The organism is Sphingomonas sp. BRN-1R (assembly GCF_057748035.1).
This window is the reverse complement of record NZ_CM173236.1, coordinates 3999375-4012549: the sequence shown is the minus strand read 5'-3', so window position 1 is coordinate 4012549 and position 13175 is coordinate 3999375. Positions and strand designations below refer to the sequence as shown.

The 13175-nt window shown below is 68.6% G+C and carries 10 protein-coding genes; 6 read left to right on the top strand and 4 right to left on the bottom strand.

The window, feature by feature from the left end:
- Nucleotides 1-77: 77 nt before the first annotated feature.
- Nucleotides 78-2996 carry a M16 family metallopeptidase gene (locus tag AC3ANX_RS18680; RefSeq protein ID WP_488334725.1) on the top strand — a complete coding sequence of 973 codons (2919 nt, stop codon included), beginning with the start codon at nt 78-80 and terminating at the stop codon, nt 2994-2996.
- 185 nt (nt 2997-3181) lie between these two features.
- Here AC3ANX_RS18680 and AC3ANX_RS18675 read toward each other — a convergent pair whose 3' ends face one another.
- The gene (locus AC3ANX_RS18675; protein ID WP_488334724.1) at nt 3182-4039 is read right to left on the bottom strand and encodes a helix-turn-helix domain-containing protein; all 858 of its coding nucleotides are present in this window, start codon (nt 4037-4039) and stop codon (nt 3182-3184) included.
- Between the two features lie 285 nt (nt 4040-4324).
- Here AC3ANX_RS18675 and AC3ANX_RS18670 point away from each other — a divergent pair, with 285 nt between their 5' ends.
- The 5 genes from AC3ANX_RS18670 (at nt 4325) to AC3ANX_RS18650 (ending at nt 10679) form a co-directional block, all read left to right on the top strand.
- A complete protein-coding gene (locus AC3ANX_RS18670; RefSeq protein WP_488334723.1) occupies nt 4325-5374 on the top strand; it encodes a quinone-dependent dihydroorotate dehydrogenase in 1050 nt (349 codons plus the stop codon).
- Nucleotides 5375-5418: 44 nt separating this feature from the next.
- Nucleotides 5419-7152 carry a gamma-glutamyltransferase gene (gene ggt / locus AC3ANX_RS18665; RefSeq protein WP_488334722.1) on the top strand — a complete coding sequence of 578 codons (1734 nt, stop codon included), beginning with the start codon at nt 5419-5421 and terminating at the stop codon, nt 7150-7152.
- Between the two features lie 78 nt (nt 7153-7230).
- A complete protein-coding gene (locus tag AC3ANX_RS18660; RefSeq protein WP_488334721.1) occupies nt 7231-9027 on the top strand; it encodes an AMP-dependent synthetase/ligase in 1797 nt (598 codons plus the stop codon).
- A gap of 228 nt (nt 9028-9255) precedes the next feature.
- Nucleotides 9256-9447, top strand: a complete 192-nt coding sequence (locus AC3ANX_RS18655; protein ID WP_488334720.1) for a hypothetical protein — start codon at nt 9256-9258, stop codon at nt 9445-9447.
- A 176-nt stretch (nt 9448-9623) separates the two neighbouring features.
- A complete protein-coding gene (locus AC3ANX_RS18650; RefSeq protein WP_488334719.1) occupies nt 9624-10679 on the top strand; it encodes a spore coat protein U domain-containing protein in 1056 nt (351 codons plus the stop codon).
- A gap of 4 nt (nt 10680-10683) precedes the next feature.
- Here the strand turns inward: AC3ANX_RS18650 and AC3ANX_RS18645 are convergent, their stop codons facing one another.
- From AC3ANX_RS18645 to AC3ANX_RS18635, 3 genes are read right to left on the bottom strand one after another with little or no spacing between them, the layout of a single operon-like run.
- On the bottom strand, nt 10684-11655 hold the full coding sequence (locus tag AC3ANX_RS18645) for a quinone oxidoreductase family protein (RefSeq protein ID WP_488334718.1): 972 nt from the start codon (nt 11653-11655) through the stop codon (nt 10684-10686).
- Between the two features lie 8 nt (nt 11656-11663).
- A complete protein-coding gene (locus AC3ANX_RS18640; protein ID WP_488334717.1) occupies nt 11664-12263 on the bottom strand; it encodes a nucleotidyltransferase family protein in 600 nt (199 codons plus the stop codon).
- Nucleotides 12250-13170, bottom strand: coding sequence for an XdhC family protein (locus AC3ANX_RS18635; RefSeq protein ID WP_488334716.1), 921 nt, complete (start codon nt 13168-13170; stop codon nt 12250-12252). The genes AC3ANX_RS18640 and AC3ANX_RS18635 overlap by 14 nt, the downstream gene beginning before the upstream one ends.
- Nucleotides 13171-13175: the final 5 nt, after the last annotated feature.

Sequence of the window (13175 nt, the reverse complement as noted above, 5' to 3'; positions counted from 1 at the left end):
GCCGGCGGCAAACCCCGGCATTGTGGTGCAAACGGGGCCGCTGGCGGTGGCGTGCGAAGGGCGCTAGGATCGCGGCCATGCAGTTTCTCACGCGCGCGATGCGCCTTCCCCTGATCGCCAGCCCCATCATCGTCGGCATCCTCCTCGGGCTGTCGCCGGTCGTCGCTGGCCAGACCGCGCCGGCGCCCGCTGCCGCCGCGCCGGCCAGCCCTGAGATCGCCAGCCGCGACGCCTGGCTCTACAAGGGCAGCGACATCACGCCCGATCCGGCATGGCATTTCGGCACGCTGAAGAACGGGCTACGCTATGCGATCCGCCGCAACGGCGTGCCGCCCGGGCAGATTTCGGTGCGCGTGCGGATCGACGCGGGCTCGCTCTACGAAACCGACGCCGAACGCGGCTATGCGCATCTGATCGAGCATCTGTCGTTTCGCGGCTCCAAATACGTGCCCGACGGCGAGGCCAAGCGCATCTGGCAGCGGATGGGGACGACCTTCGGCTCGGACACCAACGCGCAGACCACCACGACGCAGACCGTGTTCAAGCTCGACCTTCCCTCCGCCACGCCCGAGGGGATCGACGAGAGCCTCAAGATCATGTCGGGCATGGTCTCCGCGCCCAACATCACGCCGCAGGCGCTCAACGCCGAACGCCCCGCCGTGCTGGCCGAGCAGCGCGAGCAGCCGGGCGCGCAGGTGCGCTTCATCGATGCGCTCAACCACACGTTGTTCGCCGGGCAACCGCTCGCCGATCGCTCCCCGATCGGCAACATCAAGACGCTGGAGGCCGCTACCGCCGAGAGCGTGAAGGCGTTCCATGATCGCTGGTATCGCCCGCCGCGCGTGATGATCTCGATCGCGGGCGACGTCGATCCCGCCACGATCGAGCCGATCATCGCCAAATATTTCGGACCGTGGCAAGGCATCGGCCCGGCGCCGGCCGATCCCGATTTCGGCAAGCCCGACCCCAAGCAGCCGACCGCCGCGACCATCGTCGAGCCGAGCCTGCCGCCGCGCATCACGATGGCGGTGGTGCGGCCGTGGCAGTTCCACGACGATACCGTGCTGTTCAACCAGGAGCGCATGGTCGATCAGCTCGCGCTCCAGATCATCAATCGCCGGCTTGAGGCGCGGGCGCGGAACGGCGGCAGCTATATCGCCGCGCAGGCCGCGCTCGACGACCCGTCACGTTCGGCCAACGTCACGATCGTGTCGATCCTGCCGGTCGGCACCGATTGGGAAGCCGCGCTTCGCGACGTGCGCGCGGTGATCGCCAACGCGCAGGACCATGCGCCCACGCAAGCCGAGATCGACCGCGAACTCGCCGACCTGGAGGTCAGCTTCCGCACCAGCGTCGAAACCGCGCGTGCCGAAGCCGGATCGAAAGAGGCGGACGACATGGTGCAGGCGCTCGACATCCGCGAGACCACCACCGCGCCCGACACGATCCTCAAGGTGTACCGCGACGCGGTCGCCAAGAAGATGTTCAACCCCGCCGCCGAACTCGCCGCGACCAGGAAGGTGTTTCAGGGCACCACGACGCGCGCGCTGCTGAGCCTTCAGGCGCCCGACGACGCCGCCACCGCCAAGCTGACCACCGCGCTCTCCGCCAAGGTCTCCGCCGCCGCCGGCAAAGCCCGCGCGCAGGGCAACGTCTCGTTCGCCAAGCTGCCCGCGCTCGGCGGCAAGCCCGCGACCGTGGTCTCGCGCGAGAAGGTGACGCGGTTCGGCCCGGACATGGACCTGACCAGCGTTGCCTATTCGAACGGCGCGAAGCTGATGGTCTATTCGACCTCGGCCGAGGACAACCGCATCTATGTGCGCGTCCGCTTCGGCGGCGGGTACAACGCTTTGCCCGCCGACAAGCCGACCCCGGCCTGGGCGGCAGAGCTCGCGCTGGTCGAGGGCGGCATCGGCAAGCTCAAGCAGGGCGATCTCGACCAGATGACCGCCGGGCGGCGGATCGGCCTCGATTTCGATATCGAGGACGACGCCTTCTCGCTCTCCGCGCAGACTTCGCCCGCCGATTTCGCCGACCAGATGCACCTGCTCGCCGCCGAACTGGCAGCGCCGGGCTGGGATCCCAACCCGGTGTTGCGCGCCAAGAGTGTGGCGCTGTCGGGCTATGCCGGACTCGGCGCGTCGCCGAGCGGGGTGTTGTCGCGCGATCTCGAACGGCTGCTGCGCGCGGGCGATCAGCGCTGGGGCTCACCCTCGCGTGAGCAGATCATGGCGCTCACCCCGCAGAGCTTCCGTGCGCTGTGGGAGCCGCTGATGAAGACCGGACCGGTCGAGGTGCAGGTGTTCGGCGACATCAGCGCCGATCTCGCCATCGCCACCGTCGGCAAGACGATCGGCGCGCTGCCGCCGCGCCCTGCCGTCGCCGCCACCCCGCCGCCGGTGCGCTTCCCCGATCATAACGCCACGCCGGTGGTGCTGACGCATGACGGCCCCGATAATCAGGCGGCGGCGGTGATCGCCTGGCCGACCGGCAGCGGCGTCGACGGTGTGACCGATTCGCGGCGGCTCGACGTGCTCGCGTCGATCTTCCAGGACCGGCTGTTCGACCAGCTCCGCTCGCAGGCGGGGGCGAGCTACAGCCCCAATGTGTCGAGCACCTGGCCGCTCGGCCTGCCCGGCGGCGGGCGCGTGATCGCGGTGGGGCAGGTCGCGCCCGAGAATGTGTCGCTGTTCTTCAAGCTGTCGCGCAGCATCGCCGCCGATCTGGTCGCCAATCCGGTCAGCGACGACGAATTGAAGCGCACGATCGGGCCGATGATCGAATCGATCAAGCGCCAGTCGACCGGCGACCAGTTCTGGATGCTGCAACTGACCGGCGCATCCTACGACCCGCGCCGGATCGACGCGCTGACCAAGCTGTACGGCGACGTGGTGCGGATGACCGCGGCGGACCTTCAGGCGACCGCGCGCAAATATCTCGTGCCGGGCAAGGACTGGACGATGGACGTGGTGCCCAAGGCGGCGGCGGGGAAGTAGGCGCTCGACCGATCGTCGAAGATCGCCGGCTGAGCCCCAAACGCCCCGTCCGTCCCGAGCGAAGTCGAAGGACCGGACCTGCGCGCAGGTGTCTCGACTTCGGCCCGCAGGAGCGAAGTTTATCCTGAGCGGCTGGCTTGCCAGCCAGCCCAAGGGCTCGACCCGAACGGAAGGGGCGATCCGCCTCAGGTGTCGCTGATCAGCGGGCTCACCTGTCCGCCGAGCGCGGAACGCTGGGTGATGGTCAGGCGCGAGAGCATCGTCGCCGCGTCCTTGATCTGACCGGGGGTGAGGCCGGTGAACTGCTTCACCTCGCGGATCATGTGCGACTGGTCGTAGAAGCCGCGTTCGAGCACGTCGTCGAGCGGCTCGTCGGTGGCGAGCATCGCGTTGGCGGCGCGCAAAGCCCGGTATTTGCGCGCGAGCAGCTTGGGCGGCACGCCGTACAGCGCCTTGCACTTGCGTTCGACCTGCCGGCGCGACAGCCCGGCGAGATCGACCAGCACGTCCATCTCGGGCGATGGGCTCGCCGCCAGCCAGCCGTCGACCTGCCGCACGAAGCGCCGCGCGCCCGCATCGCCCGTCCGGACGAGATCGCGCACCAGCGCCTCGCCGATCGCGACTCGCGCGGCCGGGTCGGCGGTGGCGCGCAGAGTCGCCATCGCTTCGCGCAGGCGTACTGCGCCGAACAGGGTGGTCGCATCGATCACGCGGTTCATCATCGAGGAGGCATCGTCGCCGATCATCGCCGCCCAGCCCGCCGGGGTCAGCCCCATGCCGAACACCTCGACCGGGCCTTCGGCGCGCACCTTCATCGCGCCGCTGGTCGGGCCGATGACATGCACCTCCGCCCCGTCCTGTATGCTGTCGTCGGGCATGCGATATTCGGCCTGGCGCGCGCTCAGCCGGAAGCGGATCTGCGCATTGTCGGCGCGTTCGGTATCCTCGAACACCGGCAGGTCCGCATGGAAATGGTAGAACAGCGTCACGAACTCGGCGACGTCGGTCGCCGGGACTGCATAGTCCAGCCTGATCTCCACCATGAATGCGCCCCTGTTTTCTTTGCGCGATGGAGTAGCGGCAGCCACGACTAAAGAAAAGTGGCCCGGACGGTGAACCGTCCGGGCCATTGAGGTGCAGGGCCCCCCGGTCAGAGAGCCCCTTGGGTCGCACCCCCCTTTGAGCAGATCGGCGCGCCCGCGTCTTGTACGGAAACGACAAATCGCGCGCGCCACGTCAATTCCGGAGCTTTCCGGGTCGGGAATAGACCCGATACGGCGGCATAACTTCGCTTTTGACGCGCGGACGGCGGAATGCGATCAGGCGCCATGATCTTTTCCGCTGCCCGCCCGTTGCTGTTCGCGCTCGATGGCGAACGCGCGCATGGCCTGACGATCGACGCGCTCGCCGCCTGGGGCCGGCTCGGCACGCCGCTGGGCGGGCCGGCGGACGATGCGCGGCTGGCGACGCGTGTGGCGGGGCTCGACTTCGCCAACCCGGTCGGGCTCGCGGCCGGCGTCGACAAGGACGGGCGGGCGATCGACGGCTTCTTCGGGCTCGGCTTCGGCAGCGTCGAAATCGGCACGCTCACCCCGTTCCCCCAGGCGGGCAACCCGCGCCCGCGCCTGTTCCGGCTGGTCGAGGACAGAGCGGTGGTCAACCGCATGGGGTTCAACAACGGCGGCATCGACGCGGCGCTGCCGCGCGCGGCGGCGGCGAAGCGGCGCGGCGTGCTCGGCATCAACGTCGGCGCGAACAAGGATGCGACGGATCGCGTCGCCGCCTACGTCCACGGTGTCGCCAAGGCGGCGGCGGTGGCGGATTACATGACGATCAACATCAGTTCGCCCAACACGCCGGGCCTGCGCGATCTTCAGCACGGGCCCGCGCTTGCCGAACTGCTCGCCGCCGCCGACGAAGCGCGGCGATTGCCGGGCAAGCAGCCGCCGCTGTTCCTCAAGGTCGCGCCCGACCTGGAGCCTGCGGCTATCGACGGTATCGCGCGCGCCGCGATCGAGCACCGGATCGACGCGCTGATCGTCAGCAACACCACGATCGAGCGGCCGTTCGGGCTCGCCTCTCCGCTCAAGGCCGAGACGGGCGGGCTGTCGGGCGCGCCGCTCGCCCCGCTCGCACGCACGCGACTGGCGGACTTCCGCACCGCCACCGGGGGCGCGCTGCCGCTGATTTCGGCGGGCGGCATCGGCACGGCGGCCGAAGCCTATCGCCGCATCCTCGCAGGCGCGAGCCTCGTGCAGTTGTACTCCGCGCTGGTGTACGAGGGCCCCGGGCTGGCGCGCCGGCTGTGCCGCGACCTGGCCAAGCTGCTCGCGCGCGACGGTTTCGCGAATGTCACGGAAGCGGTGGGCAAAGGGTAAAAGCGGGTTGCTACGCGGGCGCAGGGCGTTACGTTTCGGACCCGATGAAGAAAACACTGGTCGCGCTCGCCCTTACCCTCACTCCCGCCGCGTTGTCCGCCAAGGCGTCGCCGCCGCCGGGCATCGTCTCCGCCGCCGATCCGCGCGCGGCGCAGGCCGGGGCCGACATGCTCAAACAGGGCGGCACCGCCACCGATGCGGCGATCGCGACGATGCTGGTGCTCAACGTGGTCGAGCCGCAGAACTCGGGCCTCGGCGGCGGCAGCTTCATGGTCTATCACGACGCGAAGACCGGCAAGACCATCACCATCGACGGTCGCGAGGCCGCGCCGCGCGCGGCCGACGCCAAATGGTTCTACGGCGACGACGGCAAGCCGATGAGCTTCCGCGATGCCTATCCGGGCGGGCGCAGCGCGGGTGTGCCGGGCAATCTGCGCATGATCGCGCTCGCGCACCAGCGCTATGGCAAGCTGCCCTGGGCGACGCTGTTCGCCCCTGCGATCAAATATGCGCGTGACGGGTTCGTCGTGTCGGCGCGGATGCACAACGGTCTCGAACTCTACGGCCGTCATGTCGAGGCATGGGGCCGCGCGCATATGTTCACGCCCGATGGCCATGCCGTCGCGACCGGATCGGTGTTCAGGAACCCGGAACAGGCCGCGCTGTTCGAAGGGATCGTCAAGAACGGCATCGACAGTTTCTACACCGGGCCGCTCGCGGACAAGATCGTCGCCGCCGTCAACGGGGCCGAGCGCAACACGTCCAAGATGACGCTCGCCGATCTCTCCACCTATCAGGCGAAGGATCGCGCCTCCGTGTGCGGCACGTATCGCGGCTACAAGATCTGCGGCATGGGGCCGCCCTCGTCGGGTGCGATCTCGGTGCTGATGATCCTCAAGCAGCTCGAACGCTTCGACATGGCGAAGCTCGGCCGCACCTCGCCCGTCGCATGGCATCTGTTCGCGGAAAGCTCGCGGCTCGCTTATGCGGATCGCGACATGTACGTCGGCGATCCCGATTTCGTGACCGTGCCGGTCGCCGGGCTGCTCGATGCGAAATATCTCGCCGCCCGCTCGGCGCTGATCTCGCCCGAGCACAGCCTCGCCACGATCGAACCCGGCCAGCCCGCCGGTGCGCCGAAACGCATCCGCGCGCCGCTCTCCGAAGTGCCCGGCACCAGCGACCTCGCCGCCGCCGACGCGGCCGGCAACGTGATCGAGGTGACGACCACGATCGACGGCTATTTCGGGTCGGGCATCTCGGTCGACGGCATGTGGCTCAACAACGAGTTGACCGATTTCGACATCGTGCCCGAGAAGGACGGCTATCTCGTCGCTAACCGGGTCGAAGGCGGCAAGCGGCCGCGCAGCTCGATGTCGCCGACGATCGTCTATGGTCCCGACGGCAAGGTTCGCCTCGCGATCGGCGCGGCGGGCGGCTCGACCATCATCGCGCAGGTGGCGAAAGCGATCGTCGGGGTGATCGACTGGCACCTCTCCGCGCAGGACGCGATCGCTACGGGTCTGCTCTACGCGCCTGCCAAAAGCGGCGTGGTCGAGGCCGGCACCGAGCTGGAGGCGATGGTGCCCGCGCTCCAGGCGCTTGGCGAGGATGTGAAGGTCGGGCCGCTTGGATTAAAGGCCAACGCTGTCGAACGGGTCGGCGGTGCATGGGTGGGCGCTGCCGACCCGCGCAGCGAAGGCGTGGCGGTATCGACCGACGGGCGCGTGACCCAGATCAAGCGGCGCAGCAACGAATTGAACGGCGCGCACGAATAAAGCCGCGCAAAGGGAACGCCTGCGCGTTACAAGGGTAGGACAAGAGCGGACCGATCGAGCCGCCGTCGGGGAGCAGGTATGCGCACGCTGGAACATTTCCCCAATCTGGTCGCGATGTTCGCCGCGCGCGCCGCCGAAAAGCCCGACGCGCCGTTCCTGTGGCACAAGACAGGCGGTGCGTGGCGGCCGATCTCGTGGCGCGAGGCGGCGCAGCAGGTGGCGAGCCTCGCCGCAGGGCTCAAGGCGATCGGGCTGAGACCCGGCGACCGCGTTATGCTGGTGGCGGAGAACCGCCCCGAATGGTGCATCAGCGATCTCGCCATCATGGCGGCGGGGTGCATCACCGTGCCGACCTACACCACCAATACCGAGCGCGACCACGCGCACATCATCGAGAATTCGGGCGCCAGCGCGGTGATCGTGTCGAGCGCGAAGCTCGCGCGCACATTGCTGCCCGCCGCCCTGCGCGCGAGCACGATGCGCACGGTGATCTGCATCGACGATCTGCGGCCCGGGCAGGCCGGCACGTTGGTGTTCCACCGTTGGGCCGAACTGATCGCCACGCATACCAGTGCGCCAGAGGCGATCGCGACGCTCGACGGGGCGGCGGCAACGCGCGACGACACCGCGTGCATCATCTACACCAGCGGCACCGGCGGCGCTCCGCGCGGGGTGATGCAGCACCATGGTGCCATCCTGCACAACGTCGCGGGCGCCTCCGCCGTCATCGCCGAGGATTTCGGCTGGGATGACGAGGTGTTCCTGTCGTTCCTGCCGCTCAGCCACGCCTATGAACATACCGGCGGCCAGCATCTGCCGATCGGGCTGGGCGGGCAGATCTATTATGCGGAAGGCATCGAAAAGCTCGCCGCCAACATCGCCGAGGTGCGCCCGACCATCATGGTGGTCGTGCCGCGCCTGTTCGAAGTGCTGCGCGCGCGCATCACCAAGGAGGTCGAGAAACAGGGCGGCATCGCGCCCTGGCTGCTCGAACGCGCGCATGCGATCGGCATGAAACGCTATCGTGGTGAATCGACGCTGCTCGACAAGCCGGTCGATCTGCTGATCGGCGCGACGCTTCGCCCCAAGATCGCTGAGCGGTTCGGCGGGCGGATCAAGGCGATGGTGTCGGGCGGGGCGCCGCTTACGCCCGAGGTCGGCGTGTTCTTCCAGTCGCTCGGCCTCACGTTCCTGCAAGGCTATGGCCAGACGGAATCGGCGCCGGTGGTGTCGTGCAACCGCCCCTCGGTCGGGCTCAAGATGGACACGGTCGGGCCGCCGCTCGCCAACACCGAAGTGCGCATCGCCGAGGACGGTGAGATCCTGGTGCGCGGCGAACTCGTCATGCACGGTTACTGGCGCAACCCCGAGGAAAGCGCGCGAGTGCTGAGGGACGGCTGGCTCCACACCGGCGACATCGGCGTGATCGACGAAAAGGGTCGCATCCGCATCACCGATCGCAAGAAGGACATCATCGTCAACGACAAGGGCGACAACGTCGCGCCGCAGAAGGTCGAAGGGATGCTGACGCTCCAGCCCGAGATCGCGCAGGCGATGATCTATGGCGATCGCCGCCCGTATATGGTCGCGTTGCTGGTGCCCGACCCCGAATGGACGCAGCATTGGTGCGCGCTGAACGGCGACCCGTGCAATTTCACGCGGCTGGCGGAGAACAGCGAGTATCGCACGGTTATCGGCCATGCGGTCGAGCGGGTGAACCGCGACTTGTCCGTCACCGAACGCATCCGCCGCTACGTGCTCGCCGATGCGCCGTTCAGTATCGAGAACGAGCAGCTCACGCCCTCACTCAAGATCCGCCGCCATGTGTTGCGCGAGGTCTATGGCGAGCGGCTCGACGCGCTGTATCGCAGCTGAACCTGCGCATACGGACGGCGAAACTACGGCCGGGCGAGCCCGAATCGGCCGGAATCGGGCGAATTTGCGACGAACCGCAGCCAGTTCATTTCGCTTTCGATCCGTAAAGTTGCGATTTCCCTACCAATGGCATTGCCTTTCCATCATAAGACGCTCGGACATTCAGGGCCGGGGGGGTAGCAATCAGGTTGCCCGGGCACAGGCCTGCCAATGATGGGAGAAACGTCCATGAAGAAGTTCATCACGATGTCGCTGATTGCCGTTGCCGCTCTGGGCGCCGCTGCCTGCACGCCGAAGACCGAGACCACCAGCAACGACACGCTCGTCACCAACGACACCGTCGTCGAAGAGTCGAACATGACCACCGTCGACGACAGCAACATGATGGACAGCAACGCGATGTCGTCGAACGCGATGTAATCGCGTGCGACCGGCGCGGCCTTCGCCCGCTGGTCGCGACGACGTTTCGAGACCGGCCCGTTACGACGGGGTCTCGTCGTTCCGGGTGCTCCCTGGACAGAAACTGAGGGCCTGGCGCCATGCCGGGCCCTTTTTATGCTCGGCTTAGACCAAAGTCGCATGTCCGGCTTTACGACATGGCAACCACGCCGCCGTTACTCAGGCGTATGCTCGCACGCTTCCTCCGCCTCGCCGTGGCCGCCATCGCCGGCCTGCTCGCGACGCCCGCCGTCGCCTGCACGGCGAGCCCCAGCGTCAACACCGATTACGGCAGCTATTCGCCCGCCGCGGTGAAGGCGGCGGCGGTGCCGAGCCTGATGAGCCGTGGCGGCTTGTCATGCACGCCCAGCACGCTGCTGCTGCTCAGCGGCAACTACATCCGCGCCACGTTCAAGAGCACCAACGTGCTCAAGCTGACCGGCAGCGCCGGGTCGATCGACTATACCGCCTCGGCCGATCCGAACGCGACCGTCGCCTTCACGCAGAACGGCACGGTCGATTACATGCAGAACAACCTGCTCAACCTGCTCGGGCTGCTCGGCGGCAGCAATGCCGACCTGCCGTTCTACGTGAAGCCGAAGGGCGGCACCGCGCCCGCGATCGGCACGTACAAGGACAAGATCACCATCACCTGGAACTGGTATATCTGTTCCGGCATCGGCGCGCTCGGCGCATGTATCGGCACCCCCGACACCGGCAGCGCGCAGACGGTGATCGACGTGACGCTGACCGTGGGCGCAAAGAATGTGGTGACGACGCTCAGCACGCTCACGACCTGGGATGCCGCCAACGGCACCAACTATCCCAAGGCGATTCCCGGCAGCCGCCAGCGCACCTCGATGACGCTCAGCAACCCCGATATCGTGCCGCTCGACGCGGGCTCGGTGGCGATCGTGGTGCCGACACCGGCCGGGTCGCTCGTCGCGCTCGACGGCGATGGCACGACCAACAGCACGGTGGTGCAGTCGAGCGATGGCAATCCGGCCTCCACGCTGGCGATCACCTTCACCAATGGCGCCAGCACGACCGACGACGTCGATTTCTCGTCCGACGGCGGAGCGAGCTGGGGCTATGCCCCGACCGCTGGGAACATCGCGTCGGAAGCGGCGGTGACGCACGTCAGGCTGCGCCCGCGCGGCAGCATGGCCAAGCAGTCCTCGTTCAGCGTGTCGCTCCCCTATATGCTCAAGTGAGCGCTCAGGGCAGCAGCACGGTCGCGCCGTGCGTCTGCCCGGCTTCGAGCGCGCGGTGCGCGTCGGCGACATTCTCCAGCGCGAAGGTCTGGCCGATGTTGGCGGCGATTGCACCCTGTTCTAGCATCGCGAACACGCGCGCGATGCCGGCGGCGCGCTCCTCGGGCGTGGCGTAATAGTCGAACAGCGTCGGTCGGGTGACGAACAGCGAGCCGCTGCGCGCGAGCACGCCGATGTTGACCCCGTCGACCGCACCGCTGGCATTGCCGTAGCTGACGATCAGCCCGCGCTTGGCGGTCGCGGCGAGCGACGCCTCCCAGGTCGATTTGCCGACCCCGTCGAACGTCACCGCCACTCCCTCCGCGATGATCTCGCGCACGGCTTTGGCGGTATCGACCCGCTTGTAGAGGATGACGTGATCCGCGCCCGCCGCCTTTGCGACCGCGACCTTCTCCTCTGCGCCGACGGTGGCGATGACGGTCGCGCCGATCGCCTTGAGCCAGCCGCACAGCAACTGCCCGACCCCGCCCGCGCCGGCATGGACGAGCACGGTCTGTCCGGCCTCCACCTTCGCGCAGCGTTCGACCAGAAATTCGGTGGTGCAGCCTTTCAGCATCAGCGCGGCGGCGGTGCGGTCGTCGATCGCGTCCGGCAGCTTGAACAGCTCACGCGCGGGGACGTTACGCGCCGTCGCATAGGCGCCGCGCGTCGGGCCGAAGGTGGCGACGCGGTCGCCGGGCGCGAAATCGCTCACGCCTTCGCCCACCGCCTCGACCACGCCCGCCGCCTCGCTACCGAGCCCGGCGGGCAGATCGATCGGATAGAGCCCGCCACGATGATAGGTGTCGATGAAGTTGAGCCCGACCGCGGTGTTGCGCATCCGCACCTCGCCCGCCGCCGGGGCGGGCAGGTCGACGTCATGCCATTCGATGACGTCGGGGCCGCCGGTGCGTTCGATGAATGCGGTACGTGCCATGTCTCGTCCTACTCGGTTGCGGGTTCAAACCGGTGCCGCAGCGCGGCGAGGTCGGCTTCGGTGTCGATGTCGATCAGTTCGTCTGCGGGGGCCGTCACCTGTCGCGCGGCGCGGATCAGCGTGCGCGCGCCCTGATCGCCGGTGAGCGCCGTCAGCGTCGCGAAATGCGCAGCCCCGAACAGCGCGGGTGGGCTGGCGCGGGTGCCGTCGCTCGAGGCGACCATCGTCTCCGCGCCCTCGGCCGCCTCGAACAGTCGCGCGACATGCGCCGCCGTCACGCGCGGCATGTCGGCGAGCGCGAGCAGCACCGCATCGTACCCGCACGCCGCCGCGACGCCGAGCCGTACCGACCCCGATTGCCCCGCCGCCGGATCGGGATTCACCACCACGTCGTAGCCGTGCGCCGCATAGTCGAGCGGCTGCGCGCCGCACACCGCGATGCGCGTGCCGAACGGCACCTCCGCGAGCGCCGCCGCGACGTGGAGGCCGAGCGGCACGCCCAGCAGCGGCGCGGCGAGCTTGTCGCCCGCGCCGAAGCGCTGCGATCGACCGCCTGCGAGCATCACCAGCGCGGTCCGCTCAGGCGTAAGCCGATCAGCTCTTGTCATTGAAGGCGGCGACCATCGCGGCGGCGATCGACAGCGCGATTTCGGCCGGGCCGATCGCGCCGATGTCGAGCCCGACCGGCCCGTCGATCCGGTCGAGGTCGATCTCCGCGATGCCTGCCGCCGCCAGCCGCTCGCGCCGCGCGGCGTGGCTGCGCCGCGACCCGAGCGCACCGACATAGCGGGTGGGGGCGGAAAGCGCCGCGATCAGCGCGGGATCGTCGATCTTGGTGTCGTGGCTCAGGGTGACGACCGCCGTCGACGGGCCGGGTGCGAGCGCCGCGATCGCCTCGTCGGGCCAGCGATCGTCGAGTGTCACGCCGGGGAAGCGCTCCTCGGTGAGGAAACGTGCGCGCGGGTCGATCACCGTCGCGGCGATGCCGAGTTCGCGCGCGAGGCCGGCAAGCGCCTGCGCGATCTGCACCGCGCCGACGATGAGCAGCCGGCGCGGCGGATCGTAGCGGTTGACGAACGCCGCGCCTTCGAGCGTGCGCAGGCTCGACTGGCCACTGTCGAGATCGGTGCTGACGGCGAGCGCGCGGCCGGCGTCGCGCGCCTCAGCGATGCGGTCGAACAGTTCGGGGTCGAACCCGTCCGCGCCGACCGGCTGGACCATCACCGCGATCTGGCCGCCGCACGGCAGGCCGACTTCCCAGGCGGCATCGTCGGCGACGCCGTAATCCTTCACCTGGAACGGCGCGCCCGCGATCACCTCTGCGGCGGTGGCGAGGATGTCGCTCTCGACGCAGCCGCCCGAAACCGACCCTTCGAACCGGCCGTCGGCGTGGACGAGCATGTGGCTGCCGCGCGGGCGTGGTGCCGAGCCCCAGGTCGAGACGACGGTGGCGAGCGCCATCGGCGCGCCCTTCCACTGCGCGGCGGCGGCGAGGACAGAGTCGTTATCGGCCATGATGC